The sequence below is a fragment of the Citromicrobium bathyomarinum genome, from assembly GCF_038594485.1.
Lineage (GTDB): Bacteria > Pseudomonadota > Alphaproteobacteria > Sphingomonadales > Sphingomonadaceae > Alteriqipengyuania > Alteriqipengyuania bathyomarina_A.
Genome location: NZ_JBCFZG010000006.1, coordinates 39,643 through 54,741, shown reverse-complemented (window position 1 = coordinate 54,741; position 15,099 = coordinate 39,643). Strand labels below are relative to the sequence as shown.

Genomic DNA, 15,099 nt, shown 5'->3' with positions numbered 1-15,099 from the left:
TCACGCCAGATCGAACAGTCCAGCCAATTCGTGGCGACGGGCGGCGGCGTTGAACCGGCGGGAGATGATGTCGACTGCCCGCTCGGTCTGCATGGCGGTGGGGACGACATTCCAGACCAGGCCGTACATCGTGTGGCGGCGATAGTTCTCCCACGCGGCATCCCGCTCCAGCACGGGCGCGCCATGTTCTTCCAGAGCGTTCAGATAGTGCTCCAGCAGGTCGCCTTCGTTGGCGGCCGCATCGTCGATATCCATGCACGAGACGAGGAAATAATTCACGTCGTGCGCCCAGTCGCACTGCATCAGCCGCTGGAAGTCGAGAAAGCCTGGCGATCCGTCCTGTTCGAAGAACATGTTGTTGGGGTGCGCATCGCCGTGGACGATGCAGCGCTCGTTCGACTGCCTGTCGTAGTCCCACAATTGCTGCATGCCGCTTCGCACGGCTTCCACAGAGTCGAACGCAGAGGGCAGCTCGGCCGCAGCGGGTCTGCCCATGGACTCATCCCAGCTCTCGGCGGTCAACAGGCGTAGCACGATCCCGTCGGTGATCAGCGAGCCGCCCGGTGCGCCGAGGCTTTCCAGCTCGCGGGATTGCCAGCGAAAAGCGTGCAGCCGCGCCAGCATGGTCAGCGTTTGCGCAGCTGCATCGGTGCCGACGGGGCGCGCTTCGCTGCCGAAGCGCGCATTGCGCGCCAGCAGATCCTCGATCAGCTGGCCGGCAAAGCCACGATCATCGACTTCGGCGAAATAGCCCTTGGGCGCATTGATCAATCCGTGCGGCGCGATTTCCGAGTAGAACAGGCCTTCGCGTTCGTGGCTTGACCTGACGTGATCGGAATGCGGTTCGAGCCCGCTCTTAAACCACATTGTGGGCGGCAGGCGGTGTGCGTGCCCGGCATCGTTATAGTCGAGCAAAAGCCGCAGCTTGGTGCCGGTCGCGCGCACGCTGCTGCCCGGGGTGGCGCTGATGACCTCGGTTCCCGGATAATTGATCGAGAGCGCGCGGGTCAGCCAGTCGGCGGTAATGCCTTCGAGCGTTTCGGGCATGCGTGGAATGTCTTTATCGATGGGGTTTCTCCCGAGGGTGTGAGGTGTCGAGGGTGTCGGCGAATGCGAGGATGTGCTCGGCATAGGTGTCGTTGACATCGCCGGTGACCATGTGTCCGGCCCCTTCGATAGTGACGGTTTGCAGCCATGGCAGCGCAGCCTTGAACGTCGCCGCCTGCGCCGCGTCGGTCACCGTGCTGTTCTCGGCCAGCATCAGGAGGACCGGGCGCGTCAGGCGTCGGGCTTCGGTTACGAGCAAGCCGCCTTCGCCGCCGTGGCGCAGGTGCTCGTCGGCCAGCATGGCCGGGTCCCACCGCCAGTAGAACCGCCCGTCAGGCCCCGTTCGCATGTGCCTGCGCAGGCCCGAAATATCGTCCTGAGAGGGCGTGCCGCGCATCGTATCGACCATCCGGGCAGCCTCTTCGACAGAGGCAAACCCATGGCGAGCCTGGCGCATGGCGTTGCGGATTTCGTCGCCCTTGTCCTCGTCCACCCAAGGGGTGACGTCGGCCAGTGCAAGCGCGGATACCCGGTCCGGATAGCGCGCGGCAGCGATCATGGCGACGTGACCGCCCATCGACGCGCCGATCAGCAGCGCCGGTTCGCCGACTTGGGCGATGGTGGCCAGCACGTCGGCGACATAGTCGTCGAATTCGTAATTGTCGGCGCCCGACCAGTCGCTGTCTCCATGGCCGCGCAGATCCATCGTACAGGCGCGGAAGCCTGCATTCGCCAATCTGCGCGCGGCGCCGCGCCATGATGACCGGCTTTGCCCGCCCCCATGGAGAAAGATCGCCGCGGCCCCGGTGGGTGGCCCGAAGACGTCGCCTCGGACGGTCAGCCCATCATGCGTTGCGACCGCTATCTCGTGCGTCGGCTGGTCAGAGTCCGCCATCGACGTTGACCGTTTCGCCCGTCATGTAACTCGCGTCAGCTCCGGCAAGGAATGCGACGACGCTGGCGATTTCCTCCGCCCGTGCGCCGCGGCCCATGGGCGTACGCTGGACGTAACTTTCACGAACGTCGTCGCCCAGGCGGTCGCCCATGCCGGCATCGACCAGCGCAGGCGCCACCGCGTTGATCCGTACGTTGGCAGGCGCGTAAATGCGCGACAGCGTGCGCGTGAGATTGATGACGCCCGCCTTAGAGGCGCCGTAGTCGGCCTGGGTCGATCCACGCTTTCCCGCGATGGAAGACATGTTCACGATTGCCCCACCGCCGCGCTGCGCCATCCGGTCGCCGACGGTGCGGCACAGCAGCATTACCGCCGCGACATTGACAGTGAGCGTTCGCATGATGTGTTCGGGCGTCAGGTCCGCGAAGGCGCAATCGCTGAAATAGGCCGCATTGTTGACCATGACGGCAATCGGTCCGACGTCATTTTCGATCGCCGAGACAAAATCCCCGATCGCATCGAGATCGCTCAGGTCGAATGCACAAAAACTCTCCGCCGGGCCTGCATCGCCCTCGGTCAGATCGCTGCCCACCACATGAAAGCCCTTGGCATGGAGCGCGCCAGCAATGGCCCGGCCTATGCCGCCACACACACCGGTAACCAGTGCGATCGGTCGTTCGTCGCCCATTCTCGTCCTCTCTCGTGAGCCGGGTCTGCGCCTGGCTACTATGCTGGACAAGCAAGCACCGATCGGACAAGAAAACAACCAATCGTTTGAAAAAAATTCCTAGTTCGGGAATTCGGCAGATCGGGGAGAGAGCGATGAGGACGGTCATTACCGGCGCTGGCAGCGGGATCGGATTGGCGATCGCCACGAAACTGGCGGGCGAGCCGGACGCCCAGATCGTGCTGGTCGATCGCAACGCGGAACGCGGAGAGCGCCACTGCGCCGAACTGAGCGGGTGTGGCGCACAGGTCTTCACCGTCCCGGGCGAGATGGCCGCGCCCGATATGGGCACGAATGTGATCGAGGCAGCTGTCCGGAAAATGGGCGGGATCGATGCGCTGGTGCACGCCGCCGGATCGATCGGCAACCGCGCGCCGCTTTCCGAGCTTTCGCTGGAAGATTACGAGGCTGGGTTTGCAATCAACACCCGCCCGCTCTTCCTGCTCGCACAGGCGGCCTATCCGGCGCTCAGGCAGGCGAAGGGCGCAATTGTGGCGATCTCGTCGACGGGTGCGACTTGTCCGGTGGCCGATCTGGGTACCTATTCGCCCAGCAAGGCGGCGCTATCGATGCTCGCACAGCAGATGGCGCTCGAATGGGGGCCGGACGGGATTCGGGTGAACACCGTCTCTCCCGGCCCGACGGCAACGCCGATGGCGGCGGCATACGACGATCCTGCGATCCGCGAACAGCGCGCGTCGACCATTCCGCTGCGCCGTATCTCCGAACCCGAAGACATCGCCGCGGCGGTCGCGTTCCTGCTTGGTCCGGGTGGGCGGGGCATCACCGGGACGGACATTCTGGTGGACGGCGGAATGGGCCTCACCACCATGCAGCTTAGCGGTGCCGCGCTCGGCAGGATGAAAAGCTGATGAAGCCTGCTGCGCGCTCAATCCTCGGTTAGCGGACGGTAATTCCTCGCGGCGGCGATGGTCAGCAACAGCGCAATGATTGCGCTGGTACAGCACACGATCGCCAGCGATGAATCGACGTCCGCCGGGTTGCGGAACACGTGATCTGTCAGGAAAGCGACCAGTGTGGGGGCGAGCACCAAGCCGATCACACCCGCGATGAAGGTGTAGATTGATGCCACCAGACCGCGCATCGCGGGCGGCGCGGCGACCTGCAATGCGGTGGCCGCCATGGCTTGCGGAAGGCCGAAGAAGAACGTCGCGATTCCCGCCGCCAGAAGGCCAACCTCGTAGCTGGGCAGGAACGCGAGCAGTGCGCCTGCGACCACCAGGCCCCCTGCCGCGATGATGGGCACCCGCACCTCGGGATATTTCGTTCCGCGCGCGGCGAGAAAACGCCCCAGCACCGGGCCGAACAGCACGCCCCCCGTGCCTGCGCACAGCGCGACGATGCCGTATTGCAGGCCGACGGTGGCGGGATCGGCACCGAGCGAGCGGATCAGCACTGCCGGCATCCAGGCGGGCACCGAATAAAGCACCAGGATGATGGCCGTCATACCGAGAAAGAACAGCACGAAGAAGCTGCGCGCCTGCCACAGGAACGCGAAAGCTTCGCGCAGGGGAATGGCGGCGGTGGGTGGCCCACTGCTGCTCTCTCCGCGCGCAGGTTCTCGCAATGCCAGCGTGATCGGCCCCAGCATTATGCCCGGCAGGCCGACGGCGATGAACACGATCTGCCAGTCGGCAAAGCCCGAGAATATCGGAACGAGCGCGCGAATCTCCTCGCCCAGGCCCAAAAGGAATCCCCCTAGGATCATGGCGAGGCCGGTGCCGATATAAGGCCCGATGAGGAAGATGCTGAGTGCGCGCGAGAGGCGCTTGCGCTCGTACAGGTCGGCCAGCATCGACCACGCGGCCGGTGTGACGCACGCCTCTGCCGCGCCGATCCCGATCCGTGCCATGAACAAGGTGGAGTAATCCTGGGAAAGGCCGCAGAGTATCGTGCACAGGCTCCACACGGTCACTGCTCCCGCCAGCAGATTGCGCCGGTTGGTCCGGTCCGCCAGCCAGCCGAACATGGGGCTGAGCGCGACATAGGATGCCATAAAGGCAAGGCCCTGCAGCAGGCTGAAATCGACATCGGTAATGCCCAGCGAGCCCTTGATCGGGTCCACCAGAAGGTTGAGGATCTGCCGGTCGATGAAAGCGACGGTGAAGATCGCCGTCAACACCGCCAGGGTCCACGCGGTGCCGCGTCTTGCAGGTCGGCGATCAGTTTCGTCCGCCGGAAATTCGATACTTCGTGACTCTGCGGTCATCTTATTCTCCCATAGCTTTCAAACCTACGGTTGAAATTAGCGAGCGGCAAGTAGTCAATTAGCCACGGGATTTCACGGGTAATGGCATGGTTCCTCGCTTTGCGCTCCACATTGACTACCGATCGTTTGATATTAATCTGCGAGAAAAACCGATGCTGGAGAGATTGGCCGATGCGGGCAGAGCAAACAATACGTCGGGGGGACCTGGCGATCGCGACCGGGGATTGCGTCGCGACCGTCACGATCGACCGGGCAAACAAGCACAATGCGCTGACTCCGGCCTTCTGGCACGATCTGTCGAAGACGCTCGGCGAGCTTGCTGCGATGGACGATATCCGTGCCATCGTGCTGACCGGGGCAGGCGATAAGGCCTTCAGTGCCGGCGGCGATGTCGGGGGCTTTCTCGAACTGAAAGACGAATCGTCGATCCGCGCCTTTCAGACCGACGCGATGCACGCATTCCGCGATATCGAGCGCTGCCCCGTGCCGGTGATTGCGGCGATCAACGGGATTGCGATGGGGGGTGGATGCGAACTTGCGCTCGCCTGCGACATGGTGATCGCGGCGGACCACGCGACCTTCGCGATGCCCGAGGCGCGCTTCGGGCTGGTGCCGGGTTTCGGCATTTTGCGCGGGCCCGATGTTATCGGCATTCAGGCCACCAAGTACCTTGTGATGACCGGCGCCACGATCGACGCGCACAGGGCGCAGGCGATCGGGCTGGTGCAGGAGATCGTCCCCGCCGCCGACCTGATCGACCGGGCAACCGCACTTGCGCAGTCGATCGCGGCCCTTTCGCCCAACGCCGCCTCGGTCGGCAAGCGCATGGTCAACGTCGCCTTCGGTGACGACGATGTCGCATGGTCGGTCGACGAATTATCAAGATTGCAGGCTTCGCCCGACCGCGCGGAAGGGATTGCCGCATTCCTCGAACGACGCCCGGCACGCTTCGCCGCGCGGGCAGGGGCTTCGGCATGAGTGGGCCGGAGCCGACGATGAGCGATCACATTGCAGAACTGCGCGCACGCCAGGCGCGGGCACGCGAGATGGGCGGTGAGGAAGGGCTGAAGCGTCATCGCGAATCCGGGCGTCTCCCGGTGCGCGAGCGGATCGAAATGCTGGTCGATCCCGACAGCTGGTTCGAGATCGGCGCGCTCGCGCTGCCCGAAATGCGCGGCGAACGCCACGTGCCCGGCGATGCCGCAGTGACGGGCTTCGGTCTGCTCGACGGCCGCAGGGTCGGGGTGATCGGGATCGATTCTTCGGTCCTCGCGGGGACCACCGCGCCCGTCGGGATGCGCAAGCAGGGCAGACTGATCGAACACGCGCAGCAAAAGGGCTTCCCCATCGTCTTGCTGTGCGATGCGGATGGGGGCCGTATTCCCGACGTGATGGGATGGCGCTTCTCCACGCTTCCGCTCGACTTCCAGACCTTTCTCAAGCGCACCGACGGCGGGCCCGATGTTCCGCGTGCGGCGGCGGTTTTGGGCCCGTCCTACGGGGATAGCGCGCTCCACGCCTCGACCGCGGATTTCGTGGTCATGGCCGAGTTTGCCTCGCTCGCGCTGGTCGGCCCGTCGGTCATCGAACCGGCGACGGGGGAGAAGCTGACAGACCAGGAACTGGGCGGCCCGGAGCGCGCGACGGCGGTTGGAAACGCGCATATGGTGGTCGCGACCGAGGCCGAAGCCTTCGATGCCATCGCAGCGTTTCTCTCCTTCCTTCCGCCCAACAGCGCCCGGCCAGCGCCGGTGGCGCCGCCTGCCGATCCAATGACCGATCCGACAGAGCTCGAAAGCATCGTCCCGCTCGGCGCGAAATCGGGATACGACATGCGCAGCGTGATCGCCGCGATTGCGGATGGTGGCAGTATCATGGGCTGGGCCGACAACTGGGGGCCGTCGCTGCTGACCTGCTTTGCCAGGCTCGAAGGCAATCCGGTGGGGATCGTCGCCAACCAGCCGATCATTCGCGCAGGCGCGCTGGATGCCGATGCGCTGCGCAAGGAACTGGCTTTCGTGCGCCTGTGCGACCGGTTCAATCTTCCGCTGGTGTTCCTGCACGATGTCCCCGGCCTGATGGTCGGCACAGAGGCTGAGAAGGCGGGGACGCTCAAAGCATACGAGGAGCTTGCGCTGGGCATCTCAACGGCGAAGGTGCCCAAGCTGGGCTGCGTCTTGCGCAAGGCCTATGGTGGCGGGCACTTCGCGATGGGCGGCAGGCCGACGCATCCCGATTTCCTGTTCGCCTGGCCGTCTGCCGAACTTGGCTTCATGGCCCCCGACACCGGTATCCGAACCGTTCACCGTCGGCAACTCGAAGCCACGCTCGCAAAGGAGGGACGTGCGGCGCACGAGGCGCTGCTGCAGGAACTGCAAAGCGAATGGACTGCGATTTCGGAACCGTGGGAGGCGGCGGCCAACCTTGCTTTCGATGATATTATCGAACCGGGGCGCACGCGCGAGGTGCTGATCCAGGCGCTCGCCGTCGCGTGGGGCGAAGGCGAAAGGGTGCGGCCATGAAGCGGGCTACCCTCTCAAACGCTCGCGGGACGATGCGCGCATGATCGGCTCGATCCTGGTGGCCAATCGCGGCGAGATCGCTGTGCGTATTATCCGCACGTGTCGCCTGCTGGGCATTCGCGCGGCGGCGGTGCATAGCGACTTCGACGAGGGCGCGCTGTGGACTCGGCTGGCGGACGAATCCCTTCGCATCGGCCCGGCGCCGGTTGCCCAGTCCTATCTCGATATAGCGGCGATCATCGATGCGGCGCGCACAGCGGGCGTCGAAGCGGTCCATCCGGGTTACGGCCTGCTGAGCGAAAATGCCGAATTCGCGCGCGCGGTGGAAGAGGCAGGGCTGGTTTTCGTGGGTCCGCGCCCGGAAACCATCGCGCTGATGGGGGACAAGACGGCAGCCCGCGCTGCCGCAATCGAAAGCCAGGTTCCCGTGCTTCCAGGCTCGGACGGCGTCGTCGCCGACTTTTCGGAAGCGATGCATGTAGCCGAACGTATCGGCTGGCCGGTGGCGGTGAAGGCCAGCTTTGGCGGGGGCGGGCGTGGCATTCGCCGCGCAGGCGACGAATCCGAGCTGGAGGAGGCTCTCGCTTCTGCAGGGCGCGAAGCGACGGCGGCCTTCGGGCGCGGTGAGGTCTTCCTCGAACGATATGTCGACCGTCCGCGCCATGTCGAAGTGCAGGTGCTGGCGGATCACCACGGCAATGTCGTCCACCTGGGCGACCGCGATTGCTCCGTACAGCGGCGCCATCAGAAATTGCTGGAAGAAGCCCCGGCTCCCGCGCTGGGCGACGAAATGCGCGATGCCCTTGCCAAGGCTGCCATCGATTTGTCCCACAAGGTTGAATACCGCGGGGCCGGTACGGTGGAATTCCTGGTCGACCCGCAGAGGGAGGAGTTCTTCTTTCTAGAGATGAACACCCGGTTGCAGGTGGAACACGGGGTGAGCGAGCTCGTCACCGGCATCGATCTGGTAGAACAGCAGATCCGGGTCGCATCGGGCGAACCGCTTGCCTTCCGGCAAGGCGATATCGACTTGCGGGGAAGCGCGATCCAGGCGCGTATCGCGGCGGAAGATCCTTGGGATCAATTCCGGCCATCCTCGGGCCGCCTTTCGGACCTGCGTCTGCCCTCGGCCCCTTGGGTGAGGTGTGATTTCGGTTTCGAACGGGGCGATGCGGTTGCCCCGCATTACGATTCGATGTTCGGCAAGGTTCTTGCCTACGGGCTCACGAGGGCGGCGGCTCTCGCCCGGCTGGGGCAGGCGCTGGAGGAACTGAGAGTTGTGGGCGTGCCGACTACCGCGCCCTATCTTCGAAGCGTGCTGCGCGAGCCCGACTTTGCGGCTGCGCGCCATCATACCGGTTCGCTCGAACGCGATTGGCAGCCCGATCCAGAGCACCGGCCTACATCGCAGGCAGATACCGGCAGTGACGGCGAAGCGCCGCAGGTGCGTCAGGTCAGCCTCCCGTGGGGCGCACAGAGCGTGGCCGTCACTATTCCTCTCGAGCGAAGCAGCACGGCACGGCGGCTGAGCAAGATGACAGGCGGCACACGAGAGAGGGACGTGGCGCTCGCTGTCGAGAAAGACGGCGATTCCACGGTTCGCGCACCGATGGATGCGGTGGTGGTCTCCCTGCGCGCGGCAACCGGTGCCGAAGTTGCCAAAGGCGATACGGTGCTGCTGCTCGAGGCGATGAAGATGGAAATGGAAATTTGTGCGCCGGTCGCCGGGACGGTTCAATCGCTTGCGGTTGATGCGGGGCAGTCGGTTCAGTCGGGCACGGTTCTGTTTGCGATGGAGCCTGCCAACGCTACGTCCTGATTTTTCTGCTGCGGGGAGGTGGAGCTACGCCTTGCCGTAGTCGCGCAGGCCCTGGACGACGAGGCCCGCCGTCTGCACCGCGATCCGCTCTATCGGGATCGGGCCGCCCGGGCGGTACCAGTCCGAAATACCCGCAGAAGACTGCAATGCCACCTGACAGGCGACGAGCACGTCGATGTTCGGCGAAACCTGCCCCGTTTTCACGGCACGGTTGATGAGCCGTTCCACCGCGTCGCGATAGAGGTGGCGTTCGGAGATGATTTCTCGCTGCTGTTCTGCAGGGAGGAAATCGAGGTCGCGGCTGAATATTCGCAGGCGATCCCCGTGTACTCCCGCGTAAATGCCGATCTGGACCAGGAAGCTGCGCAATTCGCTCAGCGCATCGTCGGCATCGAAGTTGACGCCGGCGACCAAAGCCTCGCCACCATGATGGAGATCGCGCAGGATCTCGAACAGCAACATCTCCTTGGAATCGACGTAGTAGTACAGGCTGCCTTTCTGCAGCTCCACCCGTTCGCTGATGTCCTGCATCGAGGTCGCGGCAAATCCGCGTTCGTTGAACAGCGCGGTGGCGGCTTCCAGAATGCGGTCCCACCGCTTGCGCGACTTGGCGTGCTGTCGCTTCCCGACCGCCGTGCCGGCCCCCTTGCGCGCCTTGGCGCGCTCTTTCGTTTCCGATTTGGTTTTCGGCATGCCCTGTCCTGGATATTCGACCGCGCGTTTTAGCCACGGCACGGCTGAGCGTCTACCCGTCGCCCTGGGACATATTAGGCGACGGGTAGACCCGGAACATCAGAAGGTGAGCGTAAGGCGTGCACCATAGGTTCGCGGTGCGCCCGGGAAGCGGTTTTCCCCGAGCGAGCCCAGAGTGGAACCCCACACGCTGTATTGCGTGTCGGTGAGGTTGCGAGCGTAGACATCGAGCGTCAACTGATCGGTCAGATCGACAAAGACCTTCGCATTGAGCAGCGCGTACGCGTCTTGCGACAGGTTGTTCGGATCGTCGAAGAAATAGCGGCCGCTATAGGTCACATCGGCGTGAGCACCTGCACGGCGCGAACCGATATTGCCCTCGTAGTCGACCGAGACGCTACCCGTGTGCTTCGGCACGCGCACGAATTCCAGATCCTGCGGGTTCGCGAAGCCAGTGAAGGTTTCGTACGAGGCGTCGGTGTAGCCGTACACACCGCGCAGGGTCAGCCCGCTCGTCGGAACGACGGTCAGTTCGACCTCGGCGCCCTTGATGGTCGCGTCTGCGGCGTTGAAGACCGCCTGAACCACCCCCAGCACCGGATCGGTGTCGAGCACGGTACGCTGCAGGTCGTGGAACTTGTTGTAATAGCCCGAAACGTTGAAGCGCACTCGTCGATCGAGCAGGTCGAGCTTGAAGCCGGCTTCATAGGCGTCGACGGTTTCTTCGTTGTAGGGCGCACCAAGCGGTGTGCCGCGAAGCGAGAAACCGCCACTGCGGAAGCCGCGCGTCCAGCTGGCGAAGAGCAGTGCGTCGGCATTAAGCTGGTATGCCAGCCCGACCTTGGGCGAGAAGTTGTCCCCACTATATTTCGGCGCGGTCTCGAAGGTGCAGGGTGACTGGAGGTCGAACGGACAGGCGCCAAATCGGGCGGCCTGAGGCTTCTTGTTCTCACTCGTGTAGCGTCCACCAAGCGTCACTGTGAAGCCGTCGAACGGCCTGATATCCGCTTCTGCAAAGGCGGCGTAGCTCTGGTTTTGCAGTATCGATCGGGTCGCCACCCGCGTTGCGCCATTGGCCAGATCGCGGCTCTCTGCATAGGCGATACGCTGGTCGAAATAGTATCCGCCGACGGTGAAGCCGAGCCAGTCCGAAACATCCGCAGCGTAACGCAGCTCTTCGCTGAACTGGTGCTGGTCAGTCTCCGCATATTGCAGGAATCCGCCGACCGGGAAGCCATCGAAATCGGTCTGGTTGCGGGAATTGACTTGTCGATACCCGGTGATCGAAGTCAGCGTACCCGGCCCGATCTGCAGATTGGCTTCGGCCATGCCGAAATAGACCTGCACATCGGTGAAACCGCGATCACCGACCTGGATCTTGGTGAAGTCGGGCGACGTCACATAGCCGGCAAGTTCCGCGAGATTGGCCGACGCGCCGATGGTGCGGGGCGAAATCCCCCGAACAGGCGTGGGATCGCCGGTCTGTGAATAGAATTCGCCCAGCAGCGTCAGATCGAAGGTATCGCTGGGCTCGAACTTCACGCTCGGGCGGACGATGGTGACGTAGGATTTTCCGTATTGCGTCCCGGTATCGATATTTTCGTACAGGCCGGCGTTCGCCCGCTGCATGACGGCAAGTCGCGCAGAAATCGTGTCGCTGACCGGCCCACTCAGGATCGCCGAGGCGTCGAGCCCCAGTCCGTTTGAGACGCCGATCGACACTCTCTTATAGGGGAGGGCGCCGGGGCGTGCGGACCTGAGCGACACCGCGCCGCCGGTAACGTTGCGGCCGAACAGGGTCCCTTGCGGACCGCGCAGGATTTCGACGCCTTCGACATCGAACAACTCGGTCAACGCGCCATAGTTCGAACCCCAGTAAACGCCATCCTGGAAGACACCGACTGCAGGTTCGTCCGAGGGGGTCGTGCCCGACACGCCCGTTCCGCGGATGGCGAAGTTCTGCACCCCGCGCTGCGAAGACGACTGGAGAGAGGCGCTGGGCGAAAGCGAACTGATATCGGTGAGATCACGGACAACCGTCGACTGCAGTTGCTCGGCGCTGAATGCGGTGATCGAAACCGGGACTTCCTGGAGTTCTTCCGCGCGGGCACGTTTGCGCCCGATGACCACGATTTCTTCCACGCGATCGGGCGCGCCCCTTACGGTGCCTGCCGGTGCGGAATCGACGCCTGCGTCCTGCGCGTCGCGCTCCTCTGCATCGGCGACATCGCCAGCTGCAACCGGGTTGGTTTGGGCGAACGCCGGTGTGGCAAGGACCGTGGAACAAAGGCACGCGACCCACAGCGCTCGGCAGTTTTTGCCAGTCATAAACCTCTCCTAGATCAAGCCCGCTTTTGCAGGTCTGAGAAAAAACTACCATGCGGTTGGATTTTATCAAGTGTGATCTGTACGGGAGCGGCGTTCCGCGGGAATCCAATGTTAGATGGCCCTGAAATCGGGAGCAAAAGGCAAGACTGTTGCCAATTTGACGCTGTTTATAATCGAAGCAGCGGTAGATTTAAGGTGCGTCTATCCGCGCGAGTCCGGCCTCGCGACGGCCAATCGTGAGCGGGAACGTCGCTATAGAAGTTCGGCGAGGCGAAACTTCTGCACTTTGGTAGCCGACATCGGCCACTCCGACACAAACTCGACCCGGCGCGGAATCTTCCAGCGAGCAAGCTGCCCGTTGCAGGCCTCGATGACGCCCTGTTCCGACAGCTCCGCACCTTCGCTGGGTTCGATGAATGCGACCGGGACTTCGCCCATCCGGTCGTCCGCCATGCCGATGACCTGGACCAGCTGCACACCGGGCAATCCCTGGATGTAGGCTTCGATTTCGGCTGCGGCGACGTTCTCGCCACCGACCTTCAGCATATCCTTGATGCGGCCGAGGAAGACGAGGAACCCGTTTTCGTCGATCCGCCCCCGGTCACCGGTGCGAACCCAGCCATCGGGCAGGATCGTCTCGGCAGTCGCATCGGGATCGGCATAGTAGGATTTGAAGGCCCCGCCGCCGCGGAACTGCAATTCGCCCGGTTTGCCATCCGGGCATACCTGTCCGGTTTCGGGATCGACGATCCGAACCTGTGTATGCGGTGGCGGCAGCCCAGAGGTTTCGGCCCGGACCGGGAAGGGGGCATCGAACGGTGTGAAAGTAACGATCCCCGATCCTTCGGTCATGCCGAAGAGGTTCAGCAGCACGGCTCCTTCGGGAAGGAGGCTCTGGATCTTTGCCTGCATCGCCGGCGGTCCGACATTGAGCAGCGAACGCACGTGCGTGAACCGCTCTCGGTCGAACTTGGGATGTTCGATGACTCCGAAGGAAAGCTGGGGGAATCCGGGGTAGAGATGCTCGGTCCGGTGCTGCTCGATCAGGTCCACTATCGGTTCGGGTTCGTAATGGGCCTGGGTGATAAAGGCGGCGCCCCTGTCGAGCATCGCGGTCATGGGGCCGATACCCCCGGTGTGGAAGAAGGGCATGGGCATCCACACGGTCTCGCCTGCAGCCAGATCGACAATGCGGGAGAAGGTCGACCAGCTGTTCTGCACACTGGCATGCGTCAGCTCGCATCCCTTGGGACTGGACGTCGTGCCCGAGGTATAGATGATTGCCGAAGTGTCATCGATCTTCGCGTCACGCCCCCCTGCCAAGGCGCGGCTTTCCGGCACTTCCTCGCCGCGATCGAGAAACGCCGCTTCACCGCGAAAACCGTCAGTTCCCTCTCCTTCGCACAGGATGACCGCGCGCAGGTCGGGGGCCGCGTCGATCTGCAATTGCGTAGTGTCCTGACCGGCGATTCCGGGGAGGACATCCCGCAGCAATGCGACGAAATCGACATGGTCTTCGATGCTCGTCGTCGTGACCAGTAGTTTTGAGCGGCTGTGGGCAAGCGTATAGGCGAGCTCCTGCCTCTTGTACCGTGCGTTCAGCACCACCGGAACCGCGCCGAACTGCAGCGCGCCGTAATAGACTGGCAGCCACTCCGGGCAATTGGGCATCAGCGTGGCGATATGATCGCCGGGTTGGAGGCCCTGCGCCGCGAAGGCGCGCGCCCAGCGCCGTGCCTGCCGATCAAGCTCGCCAAATGTCAGGGTGCGATGGGGAAAGATCGCGTGAAGCGCATCGGGCCGCTCGGCCGCCTGACGCGCGAGAATTGCAGGAATGGTTTCGCAGGCAAGTTCGCCTGAGATGTCGAGCGTCTTCAACTTGCATATCTCCCGGTGGTCCGCTCTTTCCGGCAGATCCCTTGGTGTTCGATGAGGCCTTGTCGGCTCATCCGTGGCATTTTTCTACCATGCGTTCGGAAATCGTCAAGAAACCTGCTGGTTCAGCGCGATCGTCGCCGTGCCGGCGAGTGCAGGCTCGCCATCGACCACGCGCAGTTCAAAGTCGCATGCTGCTTCGTCGGCGTTGAGCGAGGTGATCGTTCCACCCGCTATCACGCTGTCTTCGGCACGTACATTGCCCAGGAAGCGGGTGGAAAGCGCGGTGATCGTGCCCGAGGGGAAGGCGGTGTGCAGCATGTTGATGACATAGGCGAGGTTCGCCGGACCCTGATTGATGACTCTGTCGCCGAGGCCAAGCGCGGCGACCGCTGCCGGGTCGAGGTGAATCGGATTGTCGTCCCGCAGGAACGTCGCCCAATCACGCATGGCATCGGGCGAGACGCGATCATGCGTGAACGTGGGGAGGGGGTCGCCTACCTTCATGCCAGTTCCTTCCTCGGGAGAGCCCAGGTGTTGGTGCATGCGAGCGCCTCTTCGCCGTTCTCATCGACCAGCGCGAGCCGATATTCGAGAAGGTCCATAACCCCGAGCTTGCGGCTGCGCTTGCGGGTAAGCGAGACGATGCTGCCCCTGACCCGGTAGGGTGTGCCGACCCGCAAGAGGTGCGTGAAGCTCGCCTGAGAGCCGACCATCATCGGTCCGTCGTCAATGTCGAAATCGCAGGCCGCGCAAAGCCCGGCCACCGTCTTTCCCATGCCGACCTGGGTCGCGATGTAGTAGTAGATCGGGTGCGCCGTGCCGTCGGCCGCGGGCTCTACCCCGGTCGAACGGCACAGCCGTGCGTTTTCCGCCGGGTCGATCGTGTAGGTCTCCGACCCGTCGAGCGAAAGGCCCGCGGCATCGGGTGGGGGAGGCAGGTCTTCCATGGTCATGTCCTCA

At 63.7% G+C, this 15,099-nt stretch carries 13 protein-coding genes; 4 read left to right on the top strand and 9 right to left on the bottom strand.

Annotation, left to right across the window (positions count from 1 at the left end; translation table 11 throughout):
* From AAG591_RS11455 to AAG591_RS11445, 3 genes are read right to left on the bottom strand one after another with little or no spacing between them, the layout of a single operon-like run.
* Window positions 1-1,047, bottom strand: a complete 1,047-nt coding sequence (locus tag AAG591_RS11455) for a phosphotransferase (protein ID WP_342531443.1) — start codon at window positions 1,045-1,047, stop codon at window positions 1-3.
* A gap of 13 nt (window positions 1,048-1,060) precedes the next feature.
* Window positions 1,061-1,942 carry an alpha/beta fold hydrolase gene (locus AAG591_RS11450; RefSeq protein WP_342531442.1) on the bottom strand — a complete coding sequence of 294 codons (882 nt, stop codon included), beginning with the start codon at window positions 1,940-1,942 and terminating at the stop codon, window positions 1,061-1,063.
* Window positions 1,929-2,630: an SDR family NAD(P)-dependent oxidoreductase gene (locus AAG591_RS11445; RefSeq protein WP_342531441.1), complete on the bottom strand. Its 702-nt coding sequence runs from the start codon at window positions 2,628-2,630 to the stop codon at window positions 1,929-1,931. The genes AAG591_RS11450 and AAG591_RS11445 overlap by 14 nt, the downstream gene beginning before the upstream one ends.
* A 134-nt stretch (window positions 2,631-2,764) precedes the next feature.
* Here AAG591_RS11445 and AAG591_RS11440 point away from each other — a divergent pair, with 134 nt between their 5' ends.
* Entirely contained in the window at window positions 2,765-3,541 is a 777-nt protein-coding gene (locus AAG591_RS11440; RefSeq protein WP_342531440.1) for an SDR family NAD(P)-dependent oxidoreductase, read from the top strand.
* 17 nt (window positions 3,542-3,558) lie between these two features.
* On the opposite strand, the gene AAG591_RS11435 is transcribed toward AAG591_RS11440, so the two are convergent.
* Window positions 3,559-4,899, bottom strand: a complete 1,341-nt coding sequence (locus AAG591_RS11435) for an MFS transporter (protein ID WP_342531439.1) — start codon at window positions 4,897-4,899, stop codon at window positions 3,559-3,561.
* A 171-nt stretch (window positions 4,900-5,070) separates the two neighbouring features.
* On the opposite strand from AAG591_RS11435, the gene AAG591_RS11430 reads away from it, so the two are divergent.
* The 3 genes from AAG591_RS11430 to AAG591_RS11420 are packed head-to-tail and all read left to right on the top strand — an operon-like array spanning window position 5,071 to window position 9,240.
* Complete coding sequence (locus tag AAG591_RS11430) at window positions 5,071-5,877, top strand: enoyl-CoA hydratase/isomerase family protein (protein WP_342531438.1); 807 nt, start codon at window positions 5,071-5,073, stop codon at window positions 5,875-5,877.
* 17 nt (window positions 5,878-5,894) lie between these two features.
* The gene (locus AAG591_RS11425) at window positions 5,895-7,421 is read left to right on the top strand and encodes an acyl-CoA carboxylase subunit beta (RefSeq protein WP_342531437.1); all 1,527 of its coding nucleotides are present in this window, start codon (window positions 5,895-5,897) and stop codon (window positions 7,419-7,421) included.
* A 40-nt stretch (window positions 7,422-7,461) separates the two neighbouring features.
* Window positions 7,462-9,240: an acetyl/propionyl/methylcrotonyl-CoA carboxylase subunit alpha gene (locus AAG591_RS11420; protein WP_342531436.1), complete on the top strand. Its 1,779-nt coding sequence runs from the start codon at window positions 7,462-7,464 to the stop codon at window positions 9,238-9,240.
* 24 nt (window positions 9,241-9,264) lie between these two features.
* Here AAG591_RS11420 and AAG591_RS11415 read toward each other — a convergent pair whose 3' ends face one another.
* From AAG591_RS11415 to AAG591_RS11395, 5 genes are all read right to left on the bottom strand, one after another.
* On the bottom strand, window positions 9,265-9,933 hold the full coding sequence (locus tag AAG591_RS11415) for a TetR/AcrR family transcriptional regulator (RefSeq protein ID WP_342531435.1): 669 nt from the start codon (window positions 9,931-9,933) through the stop codon (window positions 9,265-9,267).
* 99 nt (window positions 9,934-10,032) lie between these two features.
* Window positions 10,033-12,261: a TonB-dependent receptor gene (locus AAG591_RS11410; RefSeq protein WP_342531434.1), complete on the bottom strand. Its 2,229-nt coding sequence runs from the start codon at window positions 12,259-12,261 to the stop codon at window positions 10,033-10,035.
* A 252-nt stretch (window positions 12,262-12,513) separates the two neighbouring features.
* Window positions 12,514-14,139 (bottom strand): class I adenylate-forming enzyme family protein, encoded by a 1,626-nt coding sequence (locus AAG591_RS11405; RefSeq protein WP_342531433.1) that lies wholly within the window; start codon window positions 14,137-14,139, stop codon window positions 12,514-12,516.
* A 105-nt stretch (window positions 14,140-14,244) separates the two neighbouring features.
* Complete coding sequence (locus AAG591_RS11400) at window positions 14,245-14,643, bottom strand: MaoC family dehydratase (RefSeq protein ID WP_342531432.1); 399 nt, start codon at window positions 14,641-14,643, stop codon at window positions 14,245-14,247.
* A complete protein-coding gene (locus tag AAG591_RS11395; protein ID WP_342531431.1) occupies window positions 14,640-15,092 on the bottom strand; it encodes a hypothetical protein in 453 nt (150 codons plus the stop codon). Before AAG591_RS11395 ends, AAG591_RS11400 begins: the two co-directional genes overlap by 4 nt.
* Window positions 15,093-15,099 lie beyond the last annotated feature (7 nt).

Excerpts from the sequence above, each read along its gene's own strand:
- AAG591_RS11420 (WP_342531436.1), top strand. The coding sequence starts at position 7,462 with ATGATCGGCTCGATCCTGGTGGCCAATCGCGGCGAGATCGCTGTGCGT.
- AAG591_RS11395 (WP_342531431.1), bottom strand. The coding sequence starts at position 15,092 with ATGACCATGGAAGACCTGCCTCCCCCACCCGATGCCGCGGGCCTTTCG.
- AAG591_RS11455 (WP_342531443.1), bottom strand. The coding sequence starts at position 1,047 with ATGCCCGAAACGCTCGAAGGCATTACCGCCGACTGGCTGACCCGCGCG.
- AAG591_RS11410 (WP_342531434.1), bottom strand. The coding sequence starts at position 12,261 with ATGACTGGCAAAAACTGCCGAGCGCTGTGGGTCGCGTGCCTTTGTTCC.
- AAG591_RS11440 (WP_342531440.1), top strand. The coding sequence starts at position 2,765 with ATGAGGACGGTCATTACCGGCGCTGGCAGCGGGATCGGATTGGCGATC.
- AAG591_RS11445 (WP_342531441.1), bottom strand. The coding sequence starts at position 2,630 with ATGGGCGACGAACGACCGATCGCACTGGTTACCGGTGTGTGTGGCGGC.
- AAG591_RS11425 (WP_342531437.1), top strand. The coding sequence starts at position 5,895 with ATGAGCGATCACATTGCAGAACTGCGCGCACGCCAGGCGCGGGCACGC.
- AAG591_RS11435 (WP_342531439.1), bottom strand. The coding sequence starts at position 4,899 with ATGACCGCAGAGTCACGAAGTATCGAATTTCCGGCGGACGAAACTGAT.
- AAG591_RS11415 (WP_342531435.1), bottom strand. The coding sequence starts at position 9,933 with ATGCCGAAAACCAAATCGGAAACGAAAGAGCGCGCCAAGGCGCGCAAG.
- AAG591_RS11450 (WP_342531442.1), bottom strand. The coding sequence starts at position 1,942 with ATGGCGGACTCTGACCAGCCGACGCACGAGATAGCGGTCGCAACGCAT.
- AAG591_RS11430 (WP_342531438.1), top strand. The coding sequence starts at position 5,071 with ATGCGGGCAGAGCAAACAATACGTCGGGGGGACCTGGCGATCGCGACC.
- AAG591_RS11400 (WP_342531432.1), bottom strand. The coding sequence starts at position 14,643 with ATGAAGGTAGGCGACCCCCTCCCCACGTTCACGCATGATCGCGTCTCG.